22 protein-coding genes are annotated in these 16558 nt (G+C 47.2%); 7 read left to right on the plus strand and 15 right to left on the minus strand.

All coding sequences use genetic code 11. From position 1 onward, the window contains the following. Positions 1-3 precede the first annotated feature (3 nt). Complete coding sequence (locus tag B3S86_RS06300) at positions 4-1035, plus strand: NAD(P)/FAD-dependent oxidoreductase (protein ID WP_290750475.1); 1032 nt, start codon at positions 4-6, stop codon at positions 1033-1035. 71 nt (positions 1036-1106) lie between these two features. Here B3S86_RS06300 and B3S86_RS06305 read toward each other — a convergent pair whose 3' ends face one another. Then, complete coding sequence (locus B3S86_RS06305; protein ID WP_290750481.1) at positions 1107-1925, minus strand: alpha/beta fold hydrolase; 819 nt, start codon at positions 1923-1925, stop codon at positions 1107-1109. A gap of 154 nt (positions 1926-2079) precedes the next feature. Between B3S86_RS06305 and B3S86_RS06310 the strand changes: the two genes are divergently transcribed. Both B3S86_RS06310 and B3S86_RS06315 read left to right on the plus strand, forming a co-directional pair. After that, complete coding sequence (locus B3S86_RS06310; protein ID WP_290750485.1) at positions 2080-3348, plus strand: hypothetical protein; 1269 nt, start codon at positions 2080-2082, stop codon at positions 3346-3348. Then, entirely contained in the window at positions 3345-4616 is a 1272-nt protein-coding gene (locus B3S86_RS06315; RefSeq protein ID WP_290750488.1) for a hypothetical protein, read from the plus strand. The genes B3S86_RS06310 and B3S86_RS06315 overlap by 4 nt, the downstream gene beginning before the upstream one ends. A 1-nt stretch (position 4617) precedes the next feature. Here B3S86_RS06315 and B3S86_RS06320 read toward each other — a convergent pair whose 3' ends face one another. From B3S86_RS06320 to B3S86_RS06335, 4 genes are all read right to left on the minus strand, one after another. Beyond that, on the minus strand, positions 4618-4854 hold the full coding sequence (locus B3S86_RS06320) for a hypothetical protein (RefSeq protein ID WP_290750491.1): 237 nt from the start codon (positions 4852-4854) through the stop codon (positions 4618-4620). 115 nt (positions 4855-4969) lie between these two features. Beyond that, positions 4970-5299 (minus strand): antibiotic biosynthesis monooxygenase, encoded by a 330-nt coding sequence (locus tag B3S86_RS06325; RefSeq protein ID WP_035407890.1) that lies wholly within the window; start codon positions 5297-5299, stop codon positions 4970-4972. 33 nt (positions 5300-5332) lie between these two features. Next, positions 5333-5956, minus strand: coding sequence for a hypothetical protein (locus B3S86_RS06330; protein ID WP_056061491.1), 624 nt, complete (start codon positions 5954-5956; stop codon positions 5333-5335). After that, a complete protein-coding gene (locus B3S86_RS06335; RefSeq protein ID WP_290750498.1) occupies positions 5953-6384 on the minus strand; it encodes a GNAT family N-acetyltransferase in 432 nt (143 codons plus the stop codon). The genes B3S86_RS06330 and B3S86_RS06335 overlap by 4 nt, the downstream gene beginning before the upstream one ends. Before the next feature lie 44 nt (positions 6385-6428). Between B3S86_RS06335 and B3S86_RS06340 the strand changes: the two genes are divergently transcribed. Beyond that, the gene (locus tag B3S86_RS06340; RefSeq protein ID WP_290750501.1) at positions 6429-7214 is read left to right on the plus strand and encodes a pentapeptide repeat-containing protein; all 786 of its coding nucleotides are present in this window, start codon (positions 6429-6431) and stop codon (positions 7212-7214) included. Between the two features lie 70 nt (positions 7215-7284). Here B3S86_RS06340 and B3S86_RS06345 read toward each other — a convergent pair whose 3' ends face one another. Both B3S86_RS06345 and B3S86_RS06350 read right to left on the minus strand, forming a co-directional pair. After that, complete coding sequence (locus B3S86_RS06345; RefSeq protein WP_290750505.1) at positions 7285-7986, minus strand: nucleotidyltransferase domain-containing protein; 702 nt, start codon at positions 7984-7986, stop codon at positions 7285-7287. Positions 7987-7996: 10 nt separating this feature from the next. Continuing rightward, positions 7997-8470 (minus strand): hypothetical protein, encoded by a 474-nt coding sequence (locus B3S86_RS06350; protein ID WP_035407879.1) that lies wholly within the window; start codon positions 8468-8470, stop codon positions 7997-7999. Positions 8471-8669: 199 nt separating this feature from the next. On the opposite strand from B3S86_RS06350, the gene B3S86_RS06355 reads away from it, so the two are divergent. Next, a complete protein-coding gene (locus tag B3S86_RS06355) occupies positions 8670-9239 on the plus strand; it encodes a recombinase family protein (protein WP_290750509.1) in 570 nt (189 codons plus the stop codon). A 26-nt stretch (positions 9240-9265) separates the two neighbouring features. Here B3S86_RS06355 and B3S86_RS06360 read toward each other — a convergent pair whose 3' ends face one another. Beyond that, on the minus strand, positions 9266-9673 hold the full coding sequence (locus B3S86_RS06360; RefSeq protein ID WP_035407875.1) for a hypothetical protein: 408 nt from the start codon (positions 9671-9673) through the stop codon (positions 9266-9268). 145 nt (positions 9674-9818) lie between these two features. Here B3S86_RS06360 and B3S86_RS06365 point away from each other — a divergent pair, with 145 nt between their 5' ends. Next, positions 9819-10202 (plus strand): hypothetical protein, encoded by a 384-nt coding sequence (locus B3S86_RS06365; protein ID WP_035407873.1) that lies wholly within the window; start codon positions 9819-9821, stop codon positions 10200-10202. A 16-nt stretch (positions 10203-10218) separates the two neighbouring features. Here B3S86_RS06365 and B3S86_RS06370 read toward each other — a convergent pair whose 3' ends face one another. After that, the gene (locus B3S86_RS06370) at positions 10219-10746 is read right to left on the minus strand and encodes a hypothetical protein (protein WP_290750514.1); all 528 of its coding nucleotides are present in this window, start codon (positions 10744-10746) and stop codon (positions 10219-10221) included. Between the two features lie 110 nt (positions 10747-10856). On the opposite strand from B3S86_RS06370, the gene B3S86_RS06375 reads away from it, so the two are divergent. Further along, positions 10857-11456 carry a TetR/AcrR family transcriptional regulator gene (locus B3S86_RS06375; protein WP_035407868.1) on the plus strand — a complete coding sequence of 200 codons (600 nt, stop codon included), beginning with the start codon at positions 10857-10859 and terminating at the stop codon, positions 11454-11456. Positions 11457-11496: 40 nt separating this feature from the next. On the opposite strand, the gene B3S86_RS06380 is transcribed toward B3S86_RS06375, so the two are convergent. The 6 genes from B3S86_RS06380 to amaP form a co-directional block, all read right to left on the minus strand. Then, positions 11497-12786: an MATE family efflux transporter gene (locus B3S86_RS06380; protein ID WP_290750518.1), complete on the minus strand. Its 1290-nt coding sequence runs from the start codon at positions 12784-12786 to the stop codon at positions 11497-11499. 384 nt (positions 12787-13170) lie between these two features. Then, complete coding sequence (locus B3S86_RS06385; RefSeq protein WP_290750521.1) at positions 13171-14085, minus strand: methyl-accepting chemotaxis protein; 915 nt, start codon at positions 14083-14085, stop codon at positions 13171-13173. A gap of 115 nt (positions 14086-14200) precedes the next feature. Next, the gene (locus tag B3S86_RS06390; RefSeq protein WP_035407863.1) at positions 14201-14959 is read right to left on the minus strand and encodes a glucose 1-dehydrogenase; all 759 of its coding nucleotides are present in this window, start codon (positions 14957-14959) and stop codon (positions 14201-14203) included. Between the two features lie 124 nt (positions 14960-15083). Then, positions 15084-15521, minus strand: coding sequence for an Asp23/Gls24 family envelope stress response protein (locus B3S86_RS06395; protein ID WP_035407860.1), 438 nt, complete (start codon positions 15519-15521; stop codon positions 15084-15086). 42 nt (positions 15522-15563) lie between these two features. Next, positions 15564-15770: a DUF2273 domain-containing protein gene (locus B3S86_RS06400; RefSeq protein WP_290750526.1), complete on the minus strand. Its 207-nt coding sequence runs from the start codon at positions 15768-15770 to the stop codon at positions 15564-15566. 15 nt (positions 15771-15785) lie between these two features. After that, positions 15786-16328, minus strand: coding sequence for an alkaline shock response membrane anchor protein AmaP (gene amaP / locus B3S86_RS06405; RefSeq protein ID WP_290750529.1), 543 nt, complete (start codon positions 16326-16328; stop codon positions 15786-15788). Between the last annotated feature and the right edge of the window lie 230 nt (positions 16329-16558).

The raw sequence follows: 16558 nt of genomic DNA on the forward strand, positions 1-16558 counted from the left end.
GACATGAAACGTATCCTCTTGATTGGTGCAGGTCACGCTCACCTGCATTGCATTACACACGGACCAACAGAAGACGTCGAGTGGCTGGTCCTGAACGCCTCGACGTACCAATATTACTCGGGCATGTACTCTGGACTTGCTGACGGAACATACGACATGGATGAGATGCGTATTGACGTCGCCGCCTTATGTCGTGCCTATGATAAACCATTCATCAAGGAGACCGTCATCAAAGTCGACCCTGTTGAAAAGGTCGTCTTCGGTGCATCCGGCAGACGTTACACCTATGACGTCGTCTCAACGAATATCGGTTCATTCGACTGGTCGGAAGATACGACGCGATTATCGATTAAACCGAACTACCGGTTACCGGATACATTAAAGCGACTGCAACAAGCAAAGCGTCCGGTCGTGATTGGGAGCGGAGCAGCTGCCGTCGAGATGGCGGCGTCCTTGAAAGCGGCGGGTGTACCGATCACATTGATCACGGATCCAGATATCCTTTCTCGTCATCCAGCAGCGGAAGCCATTACGAGACGGTTAAAAGAACTCGAAGTGTACTGGATCCGGGAACGTCCTATAGATGACGAACTACCACTCCGCTTTACGCAACACCCACCAATCGAGTCAGATGCAATCGTCCGCTTGACGGGTGCCAAAGCTCCGGCATTGTTTGCAGACAGCAATCTCTTCACGGAAGACGGATTTTTACTCGTCAATGAACAGTTACAAGCGCTCGATCATCCAAGTTTGTTTGCTGCGGGTGACGCGGCGACCCTCGTCGCCTACCCCGACATTCCGAAGAATGGTGTCACAGCTGTCCGACAAGCGCCAATTTTGCTTACGAACCTTTTACGATACCTCCAGGAAGAAGCACTGCAAACTTATCGTCCGCAAACGAATTATTTGACGATTTTATCGATGGGACCGCGTCATGCCGTTTCCCTATATGGTCGTCATTATTCGACTCACCCGTTCGGTTGGTACCTGAAGCGCTGGATCGATCAACGGTTCATGCGGAAGTATCGCTCTTAAAAGCGTGCGCCGGCGCACGCTTTTTCTGTACACAAAAACAAGCCATGGACGAGTGTCCATGGCTTGTTAAATTAGACGGTTTGATTTCCTTTAACGTACGTCAGTAATGTCTCGTTGAACTTCTCTTGTTCGTCAAGCAACATCCCGTGACCACTCTCTTCGAAGACTTCGAGTCGTGCATGTGGGATTTCTTTTTGCATCTCTTCCGCAAACTCGAACGGACAGACTTGGTCTTTTTTACCGTGGATGATTAACGTATCGACTTTGATGTTTTCGAGTTTTCCACGTAAGTCTTCGTCACGCAAGGCGATTGCTGACTGAATCGTTCCGTGGGATGAAGCGGCGATGCTAAGACCATGGAACCATTGTTGCAGCGGTTCTGGATGTTCCTTCGCAAAGAAGATTTCACCGAATCCTTTGAGCATCGACGGACGATCCTGTTTCGTATCGGCAATCAAAGCATCGACTTCTTCTTTCGTCATTCCGTATGGATAGCCGTCGCGTTGTGTAAAGACAGGTGCCGCAGCTCCAGCGAGAACAAGTTTACTGACTTTTGAGTCCCCGTATTGCAAGAGATAGGACAAGGCGATTCCTCCTCCCATCGAGAAGCCGAGCAACGTGACATTCGTTAATTTCAGCTGTTCGATGACTTCGTTAACGTCGGACGCCATCGTCTTATAGTCATATCCCGTTGCCGGCGCATCTGATTTGCCATAACCACGATAATCGATTCCAACGTAACGGTACCCTTCTTCGACGAGCAGATTCTTTTGATACTCGAACATGTTGTTGTTTGCTGGCCAGCCGTGTAAAAAGACGACCGGTTGACCCGATCCGACATCCTCAACGTAAATCTTCGTGCCATCAACTGCTTGAATGAATGTACCCATCATAAAACCCCCATAGTAATAGATTGACCATGCATGCATCTATTATTCCCGAGTCGAGGGATGTCAAACATCTTGATGTTGAAACGTTATAGAAAATTCTGTCTATTATAGAAAATATGGTAAAATACAGACAATCGTATAGAGGAGGTTTTTCATGAGACGCTATATACATACTGGTATTCTCGCAGGAGCAGTTCTTCTTGCCGGATGCGGAAAAGAACAATACTTAGATCTTACATATGATGCTAATTACTGGGGCGGTATCTCGACTACCTTTGATGGTCAAGAGATACCGGATCTCCCGAAAAAACAAACGGCGGCTTTGTTGAAGGCTTGTCAGCAAAAACCAGACATGAAGCACTTACCTGATCGATATGTGCAACACGAAGGATTTGATTTATACTTCCTGCCTCCGAGTGTCCAAGGGCGCGAGTTCCAACACGTCCGTTTCCTGTCAGACGAAAAAAAGGACTATCTGGCGTGTCAGCCGATTCGCCACGCGGATTATGCGATCCACCAAATCAAGCGCAGTGATTACCCATTCGTCGATTGGTCGAACCAACCGCTTAAAGATAAATCGACAGACGTTCGCTTTAAACCTGTCCCAAAAGAAGTGATGGATCAACAAAAACAAGAAAATGAAGAAAGTAAAGACACGAAAGGACTTGGTCGTTACCTTTTCCCATCGTATCAATTGTCCTTACCATCGGAAGGACAATTCGTTCTCTTCATGAAAGACAAAAATAAGGATAAAGAACAAACACTCTTTGAGACGACCGAGTCCCGAGCCGGTTCCGAATTGAATTTAGCTTTTCGTGTCATTCCGAATAGTGGTTTGCAGCACACATCGATCGAACTCATGACCAGTGGTGATCGTATCGGAATTCCATCCGTCATTCAAGACCATGTAATGGGGCAATCGTATCAAATCAAGCGAAAACAACTTCCTGATACGCTTTCAGTGGGACAGACGGTTCCTTTTGCGACTGTTTGGAAGAAAGAAGGAGGCAAAATCGTTCAAGAAACATCGCTATATATGCGTCTCAATCAGACCTACAAAAAACCTGCGAATTACAAATATGGCTTTCTTGATGCATCACCAACCACATATGTCGGTTACATTCACGACTCACCAAAGCAGCTCGTCGATAACGATTTTAAATTCATCTCGGCCATTCCGGATAAACTAGCAAAAAAAATGGCTCAAGAATTAAAAGAGACCGATGTGATGGAGCCACAAGGAACAAAGCTGAAACAGAAAAAATTGACCTTGATCCGCAAAGGAAAAAGTCAAACGTTCGAACTATTCGAACGCAAACGAGCTAAAAAGCTTGAAATCTATGTGGTCAAACCGGGATCAAAGAAAGGTGCGAAGCTGTCAGGTACGACAAGTGAAGCACTTAGTGAGGTGCTCAAACAATGAATAAACGTTACTGGATCGGACTAACACTTGGAGCGACGCTAGCATTAAGCGGTTGCCAAAGTGACGCCCCGAATTTTAAATGGGATTACTTATCACAAATGTATGATGGAGGGCAATTCAACGAAAAAGAATCTCGCACTTTGTCAGCTAAAGAGCGAACCGTCATCCAAAAAACATGCGCATCTAAAGCGAGCGATGCGCCCGTCAATTACGCTGTCGGTAACATCTATTCCGTCATGATGACGAATCCGTTCGAAGATTATGATAGTCAAACCGTTCGTTACGTGAAAGCTGGGAAAAAGACGTATTTATATTGTCAGACATCGTCTAAAGATGGGTATTATCCGTTACCAAAGAAAGAAGACATCTTCAAGAAGACTACTCTGACTCCACAACGGAAGAACTTTAGCATGAAGCCTGTTGTATTAAAAAAAGACGACTGGTTCAATCCTGATGAGAAGATCGCAGACCATTCTGCTCGAAAATTAGAACTTCCAGGATCAGGTTACCTCGTCATCGAGGCAACGGATGTCACAAAAAAAGATGCACGGACGACGACTTTCGCATACGCGAATTCTTTGACACCGTTCACCCGTGATGTCAATCTCTATCTCGTCTACAATCAACAATACGATTCGACATACGACGTTTCGGTTCGTATACCGCAGTTGTATGGTGGACGCCGTGCGGAACACCCGATCCATTCAATGAAACAACCAGGAAAGGTCCGATTCGTTCCGGGTGACGGCACGCCGGAACATTATGGAACGGTCATCGCAACGGAGAAAAACGGACGCGAATTCCGCTACCAATTATCGATTCGCCATACGATGCAACAACCGACTGAACTCCAAGTCCAAGGACCGGATCGAACAACAGACGACGACGTTGCGGAAAACCAAAACGAGACACTGTTCCATCAAAAACAGTTTTCGCATATCCGTTTTGAAGAAGATGATCGAGGAAATCATTTTTCGGAAAAAGATATTGATTGGGAAAACATGATCATGATGACAAGTGATGAATCCGGGAAATTAAAAAAAGCGATCAAGACGAGTGAACAGGCTGATGTGCGGGGCAAGAGGGCGAAGTGGAAATACTTGACGTTCCGAAAAGGCGTGACTGGTCAACAGTACGAAGTCTATCTTGATAAACGCGTCAAAAAGACTGACATCTACTTAAAGGATCCGAAACGTGACGTGTCGATCCACTTATCAGCAACGGGTCGTGACATCATCCTCCCTTTATTCGAGCAGTATGAAAAATGACTTATGTCATGAAGACGAAGTGCTGCAGTAAATAAATCAAGGAATACCAGCAGATGAAGGCGATCCCCTCTCGCAACCACTCTTTACGTGTCAACGGTTCACGTAAGAAGGAGACGCAAGCAAACAGTAAGACGAAGAAGTAGAGATAAATGAAGCCACCGCTCGTCAAGAAACCGAAGAGCAGGATCATACCACCGAGGACGGATAGGCTAGAGACGACAGGTTTACGATAGACCATGCGATGCCACCTCGTTTCATCTAGTTTGTTAGAATATACCCAGATTACGGTAAAAAAATCTAATGTATTATTACACACAAGACCCCCGAGAAGAATCCTCTCAGGGGTCTTGTGTTTATTCGGTTGCAGCGCTATGGTCGGCGACGATCGCATATTCCGTGACGGTATTCGACGTCACGAGCGGTTTGACTTCGGACGTTCCGTTATCTCGTTTATGGTGAACCCCTTTATACGCTTGACTCTCCTGCCATGCATGAAACGCCGCTTGATTCGACCATGTCGTCATGATCGTGACGATGTCTTCTTCTTCCTGACTAATATCGACGAGGACTTGCATCCGGTGGAACCCCTCCATCCGTTCGATTCCCTTCGTCGTCTTAAAACGCGCTGCGACTTGATCTGCTGCGCCCTTCACGACGTGTAGCTGATTCATGACGATCCACATGTTCTTTTCCCCCTTTTTTTCGTCTTCAGTATACTAAAAGTCACGGGTCATAGAAAACGCAGATGCGTTTTCGCTTAATGACGTCAAGCGTTGGATCGTCTCTTTTCCATCCATACGCGTCGCGATCATTTCGAAGTAGAGCGAATGCGGGAAGGCATCCGGTAACGGTTGGATGGTATGGAAACGTTCCTGACCCGCGACGGTTAACGAGCGCTGCATCGGACGTAATGGTACTTCCCCATCAGCCGTCATCTTATACGGCTCGAACCGAATCGTTTTCATTTGTTTTGAGCCATTCATGCCGTAGGCGACGAGATACCGACCTTCCGGTGTCGCAAGTAACCGTCCCTCGAACCAATCCGCCTCCGTCGTCTGCTTGGTGCGAATGATTCGATCGATTCGTTGTGCCTCATCGGTTTGTTGCAGGAGCAGAAACAAGCGATCATGTTTCGCTTCAAGATATGCGACGGCATAATGTTCAGACAATCGTTCGACGAAGTAGACATCACGCGATTCGATCGACGTGTTCGTCATTTGTTTATATAACTTCGTGACCGTTTTTGCAGTGAAGGAAGGGGTCTCTGGACGCTGGTACATCCCCGTCAATGCTCCGAGTACTAATCCAATAACTAAGATAAAAAGAAGTTGGCGTTTCATCGGTCGACCTGCTTGACGAGCAGGTGATAGCTAGCACCCGGTGGATAATCATCGATTCGCCCGACTTCGATGAATCCCTTTCGTTCATAAAACGAGAGCGCTTGAAATGAAAAGGTCTCGACACGGATTCGGTCGATTCCTGCTTCTCGTGCCCATGTTTCCAATCGATGAAATAACGTCGTGCCGAGTCCACTTCCCCGCTCCTCCTTGACGACAAAGAACCATTCAATATGTAACCAGCCCCAATACGCATCTCCTGTGATGCCACCGATCGGTTGATCGTTTCGCTTCGCAAGTAGAGTGACGGCTTGTGTTCCATTTGACCGTTTTATGGCATGAAACGGCGAAGTCTCGACGTTATAGCGTCGCACCTGTTGTCTGATCCAATCTTGTCCGTCTTCATTTTCATTGAGTTGAAATTGCAGCATATCCGGACTCCTTTCTTGCTATAGTAGTAGTGGAGGTGAATACGATGGAACCTACATTCCAAATTGATTGTACAAATTGTTTTGGTTTATGTTGTACGGCACTCGCTTTTTCGAAATCCAGTGATTTCGGTCATGATAAACCGGAAGCGACACCGTGTCGCAATCTTGACGCGGATTACAGCTGCCGCATCCATGATCGGTTACGCGATAGCGGCTACAAAGGCTGTACCGTCTATGATTGTTTTGGTGCCGGGCAACATTTGTCACAGCGGACGTTTCAAGGCGATGATGCACCAAAGCGACGCCAAGCGATTTATGCTGCCTTCCCGAAGATGGTTCACTTGTTTGAGATGATGTGGTACGTAACGGACGGAAAACGTGATGTCACGCGTGACATGCACAATCAACTCGATGAGATGCTTGCCGCATTGAACCGATACGCTGCCTTACCGGCGGATCAATTTGCACGGCTTGACCTGATGTCAATCCGTCAAACCGTCCGACCCCTCCTTGAAATGATCGCTTCTCGTGTTCAAGTTCAGTATAGCGGAAGACGCGACCAGACACCACGCGACTGGGTCGGAAAACAGCTACAAGGACGAGATTTTTCAGGTGCCAGCGTTCAGAACCAGTGGTTGCTGGCGACGAACTTGTCGAATAGCCGTTTGTGCGGTGTCAACTTTCTCGGGGCTGATCTGCGAGATTGTAACGTCAAAGACGCCGATTTGACAGACGCGCTCTTTTTGACACAAGCACAAATCAATGCCGCGATCGGCAACGCGGCGACACAGTTACCGCCGCGTTTGCTCCGTCCGTCCCATTGGCGTTAAACAGAAGCGAACGATAAAGAGACACGTTTTCGGATCATCGACCGAAAACGTGTCTCTTTTTGTATGCTTGTTATCTTTTGCCGAGCATAAAGCCGTCAAAATAACGCCCGCCAAACGGTGTGAGATAATCGTCGACTAACACGATGACGACTCGGCGGTCATTCGACTGATAATACAACTCAAAAGCCATTGTGTGTCGACTGGCATATTCTTCGTCAAACTCCGCAAGAGCACGAATTGTCCACTTCCCTTGTCCGATGTAGCGTTGATTGGCACGAAGGACGAATTCGATGCTCTGTTCATATAAACGTGACGCAATCGCTAGACCTTCTGCGCGGTTCGTCACACTCTCGAAGTCGTCGAGCAAGTCACTTAAAAAATAACGCGCGCGTTGTTGCTCCGGATTCGACCACGCAACAGGTCCATCCGCCAATTGTTGAACGGCTTCCTTGCGGATAGAGGCAAGGTGTGGATGATCCTCGATCGTCCAGCTGTCAGCAATCATGCGTTGCAAGGACGGGCGACCACGTTCCCGGTCGCTCTCGAAAAAATGCGCGATCGTCTCAAAGGAATGGACGAATGCTTCGATCGGGACACCGTCATAGGTAAACGATTCCCGATATGCCTGCCGTCGCCTTGCTTCAAAGATGATTAAATCGACATCTGATTGTACGGTCGCTTGTCCTCGCGTATGACTACCGGCAAGTAAGACGGCACAATGATCCGGATAACGTGACGCGACGAGCGGCATGATCCAATCACACCACTCCATGCGTGTCCACTTAGTCTTCAACTTGTTCACCAATCCCGGAGAAGACGGCTAGTTCGTCACCCGGTACGGCAACGATCGTCGCGTCGGCTCGGTGTGGCGCGAGACCGATATCGATCGCCCACGATTCGTAATATGTATCCGATCCGTTCAGGACGAGCGTTTGTCCGTTACTGAAGGTCAAGAATAAATGTGGTGCCGTCTTGCCGATCCGGACACCCGTGATCCGTTCCGCGTGCAATGAGACGATCAAGTGTAGCATCTCTTCCTTTGTTGCATGGCGAACGACCCAATTCTGTGTCGTCTCGACATCACCATAAAATAGACGGTCCGTCTCGATCCGAAGTCGCAGTTCAGGCGCTGTCGTATCGAACAAATTGATGAATTCGAGCGTGACGTAGCCTGCGACATGAACCGTCGCCAATTGTGTTCCGATGAAATAGGTCGTCAAAAGCTGACGGGCGAGTTGATGATCTTCTTTGTTCATGATGAGCACCTCATTTAAAAAGAATGAATGGTATAAGGATGAGTCCGAGAAACTTACTTCCACTCAATTTACCACAAATTAGTCGATCCGAACATGAGAAGAAAGGCATGTTTTCGGTTTTCTACGGCACGAAGGTGAGAATACGGTATACTGATGAGGAACTGACGTCGATCGTGATCGACAGAGAGGAGCTCCATCCATGCAATATTTCTATATGAGACCCTATCCGGATGATCCAGACTGTTCTGCGCAACAAGCAGAGGCGAATCAGATTGATGTGACGGTACGTGTCGTTGAGACCCATGATTCGGCCAAACGCCGGACGGAACTTGAACAGATGCTTGAGGCGCTGCAAGCGGGAGACGAAGTCATCGTCACGCATCTCTATGTCTTAGCAGACTCGACGCGGCACTTGATTGAGATGCTCGAGCACATGGAGACCCGTGGCGCGACACTGTGGTCGCTCCGCGAACAGATTCGCACGAGCGAACGGACATCTTTGTCGTTCCTTGAAACGGCCCGCCACCTGGTCCAGTTACAAAGTGATGTCATCAGCATGTCAACGCGCGCCGGACTCTCAAAAGCAAAAGAGCAAGGAAAACAGACCGGTCGACCGCGGAAACCCGATGAAAATGTCCGCCGCGCGATTGCGATGTATCAAAGCAAAGAGTATTCGCTCGCTGATATCCGAGAACAGACCGGTATTAGTAAAAGTACGTTATACCGGTATCTCGAAAGCGAGACGATCGATGCAACGGATAAAGGCTGACTCCATTGTGGAATCAGCCTTTTTTGTCAGCTATTTTGCTTTAATGTGTTGCCGAGCCATTTTTGGAGGGCTTTACCGCCTTCATAGAACGAACAATCCCGTAATTCATACGTATGACCGCCTTGTTCAATCAAGTCGAGGAACGTATTCCCGACGTCCCGGTTTTCCCATTTCCGCTGATCCGTCAAATACTTGAAGCCAAAGTTACACTCGACGTTGAAGATGATGTGGAAGGGTTCCTTGAAAGATTGGACGGCGCGGATCATCTCGATCAAAATCATTCGTTTTGGTGAAGACGCTTCGAACGTATCGAACAGTGTCGTCCGGCGTCCGTGAAACTCGATGACACGGATTGCGCGTCCTGTATCAGCTTTAAAGTCATAACTCGTCCGAATCGAGACGATGATTTCACGTTGGTCTGGTTGTACTGGCATGGTGTATCGCTTCCTTTCTCTCGGTCGATTATAGCATGGACCTGTTCAATTTTAATAGATGTCAACGACTCGGTCTCAAGAAGGATTGTCGTAACCCAAAATTTGTCTTATACTAAAATTACCAAATACATAAAGGAGCGTTTTCGTGAAACATCTATTTTCGATACTCCTCTCGGCGAGCCTCTTGTTCACGGGTTGCTACTGCACTCTCGACGAACGGACGGACGAGCCACACTTCAAATCACGTGCCCGCTCCATCTCCTCGTATCATACTTTCGACATCGAATACGCGAAAGGACTACGAAAGGAACAAGTCTCAAACCGTACGGTTACCGTGACGGATTCAAATGGTGAACGGATGCAAACGGAGATTGAAGTCCTAGACGGCAAAGAAATCCGAATCAAACCACCGCGTACTGGATATAAAAAAGGACGTCGCTACATCATCCATATTCTGGATTCAATCGACGCCCGGAAAGAAGTACATACGAATACGATTCGGGAACGAACCTTCACTGTCGACCGCTGACAGCCAAGGTTCGTTTTTATTTAGAGCGAGCTGGAAAAACGGTATAACTCATCGAGATGACGCCATCAATCACAAGAACGAGTCCCCACAGTTGTAACGTCCGCAAGAGGCTTTCGGTTTGTTCGGTATTTCCGAGCCAGAGAATCATTGCTCCGAGTAAGGCACCACCAATCAAGAATGCCAGGATGTGCCGATAGAATCCGTTGCGTTCCCGTCGCGCACGCGATATGCGTTCTTTTGCTACTTGTTCCCTGAGGATCACCCGGCGATACACCCCATCCGCCCAAGCAATCATCTGCTTCCCAAATGCGAGCGATACGCCGATGTAAATCGCAGCAAGTCCGTGTGCAAGCGTTGCTGTGCTACCGCGACTTAAGTCAAACAATGTTAAGACCAGTAAGACGATATCAATCACGGGTGACATCGCCATCAATCGAAAACCGAGCTTCTCTCGTCTGAATCCATAACGCACGATCAGTCCTGCGACGATGAATACCCAAAATAGAATTTCACAACAAACGATTGCCCAAGCGACGAGTTGCATCGTGATCCTCTCCTTTTTTAATACGACTGTATTATAAAGATAACATCACATTCGTCACTTGACTAGTCTTTTTAATACATTCGTGCTAAAAAAGCTGATATACTTAATGTATGCCAAAACAAGTCAATCACGAAGAACGAAAACGCCTCATCGCAAAAGCAACGTGGCGCACGATTTCTAATGTCGGTATCGAACAAGCTAGCGTCCGGACGATCGCCAAGGAAGCAGGTCTGTCCCTTGGTGCCTTACGGTATTACTTCACGACCCAAGAAGAATTGCTCCGTTTCTCGATGCAACTCGTTCAAGAACGGGTCCAAGAACGCATTACAACCATTTTCGAGAGAGGAGGAACACCAGAAGAGACGTTATGCAACGTCTTACTAGAAGTCTTGCCGTATGCACCTGAGCATCAGCTTGAGATGCAGGTCTGGTTCCAATTCATGATGTCTGCATATGCGTCTCAATCAACAGAGAATCCAGACGATATTTACCACATGTGTCTGGTATTACTGACACGGATTCCGGACGGTACGTTCCGAGCAGATATAGACATCGAGCTTGAGAGCGAACGTCTCGCAGCACTCGTTGATGGATTAGCCTTTCATGCGCTGTTTCGACCAGAACGTCTCCCGAAAGAACGATTGCGTCATGTCCTTGTCCATCACTTGAATGCCCTATTCGTCCGTCCTTTAGCGATCGACGACAAATAACCCGAAGTTCCTTCATCTGCATGAGGGAACTTCGGGTTATTCATTGTTTCACTTCTACGAGGATCAACGATAAGGAGCGGATTAAAAAGAACGTCAGAAATGCTGCCCAGACTCCCTGATTGTCAAAACTTGATGTCGACAGCAGCACAATCGCAAAACCGATCCCTGCTTGAATCATCGAGTTCCGGACTGGAGTTGCCTCGACACGACCAGCAAAAATTCCTTCGTAAATCATCGCCCACCCGGCAATCAGCGGTAGGATGATGATCCAGAGATAATAGTCGCGCGCCGCGTCTAGGATCGCTTCTTCTGAAGTGAACAACTGAAGCAGCGGTGTTTCAAGGAATAGGAGCACAAGTGACCAGAACACGACTGAGTAGAATCCGAACGTCCGTGCCAAACGGACACTCGTCCGGTATGCTTCCTGATCTTGATGCCCTCTCGCCCGACCGACAAGAACGGTTGACGCATGACCGAGTCCACCGAACCAATAAGAGATCAGATACTGAATCTGCAGTAGGATCGCATTGGCTGCAAGGATATCTGGTCCGAATTGTCCTCCCGATCGTGTAAACCAGCCGGTAACGAGTAACAGGAAAATCGTTCGAATGAATAAATCTCGATTGACACGAAAGAATTGACGGTAGGCGTGCCAATCCGTCAAGGCACGCAGTTCGTCGCGCGTCATCGACAAATGACTCCGAATCAGATAGAGACTGCAGGCGACAATGCTGATTTCCGCGATGACGGTCGCAAGCGCAATTCCAGCAACACCGGTGTTCAATCCGTAGACGAATCCAATATCGAGTACGACGTTGACCCCGATACTGAATAATTGGACGAATAAAGCATGTTTAACTTGTCCCGTTCCGATTAACCAGCCAAGTAACGCATAACCCATCAAGACGAACGGTGCGCCAATCATCCGGTACGAGATGTATGTCTTGACTGCATCCAGCAAATCAGCGGGTGGCGCAAGTAAATAGAGTCCAATCTGTTCAAGCGGCTGGCGGAATAACAAAATGAGCAAACCGATACAAGCTGCTAGGAACAGCGGTCGGTAGAGCGAAATCCGTAAGGCATGGGCGTCATTCGCGCCGCTTGCCTGAGCACTGAATCCTGTCGTACTGACTTTTAAAAAGCCGAACAACCAGTAGATTGTATTGAAGAAGACGGCACCAACAGCAATGCCACCGATCGCGCGCGGATCACCCGATTGACCGATGACGACGGTATCGGTCACACCAAGCAACGGTGTCGCAATACTTGAGAGAATGAGCGGATAGGCAAGTAACCAAAACGTTTTGTGGTTCGGTTGAGTACTCACCATACTAGTTGGACCTTCATATGTAAGACGAATGATGTAGTAGTTGGTTCAAAAATCATTGGTTCACATCCCTTCAAAATAATTTTCGAACATACAAGGTATGTAAGCCCTAAGGATATCAAACTCTTTTTCTAAACACTATGGTTTTAGTAGCATGAACCAATTGTATAGATTAAACTTCATGCTGTATCTAATTTTACAAGAATAAATTTGGTAAGTGAAATAAATAGTGTGATATTTTCTTTATTTGCGATCTTTTCGTATTCTTTTTCTACCTCTGTAACAGCATTGCATTGCTAATTGTTTGCCATATTTTTTTGTAAATGCATAAAAAGAAGCCGGACCTAGGGTCTGACTTCTTAAGTCTATTTAAATAGTGTCACTCGTTCATAAGACATCGACGAATTGTTTGGCCTGGTGCTCCAGTTGTTTCGCAGAATCAGCCAACTGATCGAACTCACTCACCGTATGTTCAAGCTGACCGGTACTGTCCTTTACCTTGCTTGAAATCCGTTCGATACTGTGCGAGACCTCCTTGATCCGCTCAACGATCCCTTCGATATTCTCCTTGATTTCTCCGATCGAATGCGAGACTTTATTCGACAGGTTTCGGACTTCGGTCGCGACGACATCGAATCCGCGTCCATGTTCTCCAGCACGTGCTGCCTCAATGGCCGCATTCAAGGCGAGTAGATTCGTCTGCGCGGCAATTTCACGGATCGTCTTGACGATGTCAGTGATCGAGTTTGCATCTTTACGCAAGGCGACAAGACTCGATAAGTTCTCGACGGATTCCGACTCGATTTGTTGGACAGTCGCAAGAACGTTCAAACCGTCTTGTCGACCACTTTCCGATTTGACCGTCAAGAAGGCTGATGTCTCGTTGAGTTCGGCCGCCATTCGTAAAACGTCCTGCTGGCGAATCGTGATGTCCGATGCAATTTTCGAGACCCCGACGACCCGACGTCCGTCATCCGAGTAAATCGGCATATATGTCGCTTCGAGCCACTTCTGTTGTCCGTCAGCAGCCCGGCGTTCAATCTTATCCTGATACGTGATGCCTTGCATCAATTTTCGCCAAAACAACTCGTACTCTGGACTATTAACGAAAGCCGGAAAACAGAGATCACGATGGTATTTACCGATTAACTCTTCCACTTCGTACCCCATCGTCCGGGCAAACAACTCATTTACGTATGCGACTTTGCGTCGATCGTCAAAACGAATGATGGCTAGATTTTGTTCGATTGCCCGGATGACTTGTGTGTCGGTGACCTGTGTTACTTGCTCACGCATCGACATGCCGATTCCTCCCTGCATTCAAACTAAGTTCATGTTTTACCTATTGTCATATTATCCCTTATATCGACAAGTTCCTGCTATTTTAAATTAAAATCTAGTAAATAAAGTATTCAATTTAATACGCACTCCATCCCCCATCTGCGACGACGATTGCCCCGTTGATGAAACTCGCCTCGTCGGACACGAGAAATAATGCCAAATTTGCGATTTCATTCGGCTGACCGGCTCGTGGATTGAGACCCATGCCAAGCATCGCGCGCCCCATCCCGAATTCATTCAGGTTCGACATCGATTGTCCAATGTTCGTTTCGACAGCGCCAGGTGCGATTCCGTTACAGCGAATACCATCTCCGGCATAAAAGAAGGCGGTATTCTTCGTCAGACCGATGACAGCATGTTTGGAAGCCGTATAGGCTGCTCCTGCTCGGGCACCGTTCAGACCGCCAATCGAGATGTTGTTCAGAATCACGCCACCTCCGACTTCTTTAAAGTGTTTGACCGCTTCGCGCATCAGACGCATCGTTCCTGTCGTATTGACTGCAAGGATATGATCCCAACGTTCATCTGAGATGTCTGCCACGCCCTCCATCCCGTCCATGATCCCGGCATTATTGACGAGAACGTCCAGTTTACCGAAAGCGTCGATTGCTTGTTTGATGAGTTGTCCTGCTGCCTTTTGTTGTGCGATATCACTCGCAACAGCCATCGCTTCTCCGCCCGCTTCCTTGATGTCAGAGACGACCCGTTCAACGGTTTCCAACCGAATGTCCGCTGCGACGATTCGTGCGCCTTCTTGTGCAAACAATTTTGCCATGGCTTCACCCATTCCTGAGCCGGCTCCGGTGACGATGATCGTTTTTCCTGTTAGTCGCATCTTGAATCATCCTTTCGTCTATCATGATACTAATCTATTCCCGTTCTCATCATCAAATGTATCAAACGTCATGTCGATTCCATGAAAAAAAGACCCGACGAGTTTGTCGGGTCTTTCGACTTGCTTATTGCAGTTCGCGGCTTTTTTCTTCTTGTTCGTTGTTTGATTTATTTTTAGCTTCGAACTCGGCACGTGTCATGACGTCCTCGACATGCATATTGACTTCAACGACTTCAAGACCTGTCATGTCACTGATTGATTTTTTGATTTTAGCGACCGTCTCTTGGAAAATTGACGGAATATTTTTGCCGTATTCGACGATGACTTTCAAATCAAGTGCAACTTGACGTTCTCCCACTTCAGCGCCAATTCCTTTTGTGATATCTTCCGTGCTCCGGAGACGATCCGTCAGTCCACTCATGAATCCACCACTCATTGACAAGATGCCTGTCACTTCGTTCGACGCGATCCCAGCAATTTTTTTGATGACTTGATCTTCGAATGTCAATTTATTCTCGCGTACCACTTCGTTTTCAGTTGTTGGGTTTACTTCGTTTGCCATTTGAAATCTCTCCTTTTAAATGTTTAGTAAGTTATATATGAATCAGTCCTTTTGAAAGAACTGAATCCACCCTTCAATGTCGAGCGCACCATCGCGCCATTTTCCAATTAAAAATCCAATTGCTGCGAAGGCAACGATAAGGATTGTCGGACCAAAGCCAATCGTCAGGAATAAGATGGCGAGGATCAGACCGGCAAGTCCCCCGATCAGTCGGAACCGATACGGATAGAGTGCTTCTCTTGTCTTCATGTTCCCTCTCCTCCTTTAGACGACACGTTCCGATGTTTTCGTTTTCGTGTCACTGATCGTGACTTTCGTACTCGTTACTGGCAACTCAAGTAAGGATTCGACAGCTTGTTTAGCTCGTTCTTGAATATCCTTCGCAATCGTCGGTAACCCATCTTGTCCAAAGACCGAGCAGTCGACTTTTAAAGCGACCGTTTCTTTTTTCGAATGGATATCGGCATGGACACGCGGTGTCCGTACACCACCGATCCCACGAATCGACTCTAAAGCCGTCCGTTCGATCGTCTCCTTCGAAATCGTAATCGTTCCGTCACCCGTTTGAATCAACAGTCGTTGACCTTTCGAGCGGCTAAATAATCCTGTGAATAATAGAATGACGAATACGAATGCTAAAAATCCTCCAATGGATAGAACGGTATAGCTATACCATTGCTGATCCTGCCACTGCTCGATTAACGAACTAAGCCGTGGAACATCATACACACCGAGCACAAGCAGCCCGACACTGATTAGTCCGAGTATGCCTATGATGACGAGTAAGAATCGATTGAACCCATTCATCTGCACCTCTCCTTTACGATTATTAACTTCTTTCACCTAGGTGATTCAACACATGAAATATTATGTGTATGGTGTGTCTATTCCCGTTCATTAGAACCCGAAACATCTAAATACACTTTCGTTAAAATGTTCATATATTCTGATTATTCAGACTAAATCAATCAAAACTAGTGCTTTATTTACTATATTTCACGAAAAAAACCTCTTCCAACTTAAGAAGAGGTCAGTAT

It is taken from the genome of Exiguobacterium sp. UBA3968, from assembly GCF_002385115.1.
GTDB lineage: Bacteria > Bacillota > Bacilli > Exiguobacteriales > Exiguobacteriaceae > Exiguobacterium_A.

What these genes read in the sequence shown, in the direction of transcription:
- B3S86_RS06300 (WP_290750475.1), top strand. Translation starts at nt 4, where the DNA reads ATGAAACGTATCCTCTTGATTGGTGCAGGTCACGCTCACCTGCATTGC.
- B3S86_RS06305 (WP_290750481.1), bottom strand. Translation starts at nt 1,925, where the DNA reads ATGGGTACATTCATTCAAGCAGTTGATGGCACGAAGATTTACGTTGAG.
- B3S86_RS06310 (WP_290750485.1), top strand. Translation starts at nt 2,080, where the DNA reads ATGAGACGCTATATACATACTGGTATTCTCGCAGGAGCAGTTCTTCTT.
- B3S86_RS06315 (WP_290750488.1), top strand. Translation starts at nt 3,345, where the DNA reads ATGAATAAACGTTACTGGATCGGACTAACACTTGGAGCGACGCTAGCA.
- B3S86_RS06320 (WP_290750491.1), bottom strand. Translation starts at nt 4,854, where the DNA reads ATGGTCTATCGTAAACCTGTCGTCTCTAGCCTATCCGTCCTCGGTGGT.
- B3S86_RS06325 (WP_035407890.1), bottom strand. Translation starts at nt 5,299, where the DNA reads ATGTGGATCGTCATGAATCAGCTACACGTCGTGAAGGGCGCAGCAGAT.
- B3S86_RS06330 (WP_056061491.1), bottom strand. Translation starts at nt 5,956, where the DNA reads ATGAAACGCCAACTTCTTTTTATCTTAGTTATTGGATTAGTACTCGGA.
- B3S86_RS06335 (WP_290750498.1), bottom strand. Translation starts at nt 6,384, where the DNA reads ATGCTGCAATTTCAACTCAATGAAAATGAAGACGGACAAGATTGGATC.
- B3S86_RS06340 (WP_290750501.1), top strand. Translation starts at nt 6,429, where the DNA reads ATGGAACCTACATTCCAAATTGATTGTACAAATTGTTTTGGTTTATGT.
- B3S86_RS06345 (WP_290750505.1), bottom strand. Translation starts at nt 7,986, where the DNA reads ATGGAGTGGTGTGATTGGATCATGCCGCTCGTCGCGTCACGTTATCCG.
- B3S86_RS06350 (WP_035407879.1), bottom strand. Translation starts at nt 8,470, where the DNA reads ATGAACAAAGAAGATCATCAACTCGCCCGTCAGCTTTTGACGACCTAT.
- B3S86_RS06355 (WP_290750509.1), top strand. Translation starts at nt 8,670, where the DNA reads ATGCAATATTTCTATATGAGACCCTATCCGGATGATCCAGACTGTTCT.
- B3S86_RS06360 (WP_035407875.1), bottom strand. Translation starts at nt 9,673, where the DNA reads ATGCCAGTACAACCAGACCAACGTGAAATCATCGTCTCGATTCGGACG.
- B3S86_RS06370 (WP_290750514.1), bottom strand. Translation starts at nt 10,746, where the DNA reads ATGCAACTCGTCGCTTGGGCAATCGTTTGTTGTGAAATTCTATTTTGG.
- B3S86_RS06375 (WP_035407868.1), top strand. Translation starts at nt 10,857, where the DNA reads ATGCCAAAACAAGTCAATCACGAAGAACGAAAACGCCTCATCGCAAAA.
- B3S86_RS06380 (WP_290750518.1), bottom strand. Translation starts at nt 12,786, where the DNA reads ATGGTGAGTACTCAACCGAACCACAAAACGTTTTGGTTACTTGCCTAT.
- B3S86_RS06385 (WP_290750521.1), bottom strand. Translation starts at nt 14,085, where the DNA reads ATGTCGATGCGTGAGCAAGTAACACAGGTCACCGACACACAAGTCATC.
- B3S86_RS06390 (WP_035407863.1), bottom strand. Translation starts at nt 14,959, where the DNA reads ATGCGACTAACAGGAAAAACGATCATCGTCACCGGAGCCGGCTCAGGA.
- B3S86_RS06395 (WP_035407860.1), bottom strand. Translation starts at nt 15,521, where the DNA reads ATGGCAAACGAAGTAAACCCAACAACTGAAAACGAAGTGGTACGCGAG.
- B3S86_RS06400 (WP_290750526.1), bottom strand. Translation starts at nt 15,770, where the DNA reads ATGAAGACAAGAGAAGCACTCTATCCGTATCGGTTCCGACTGATCGGG.
- amaP (WP_290750529.1), bottom strand. Translation starts at nt 16,328, where the DNA reads ATGAATGGGTTCAATCGATTCTTACTCGTCATCATAGGCATACTCGGA.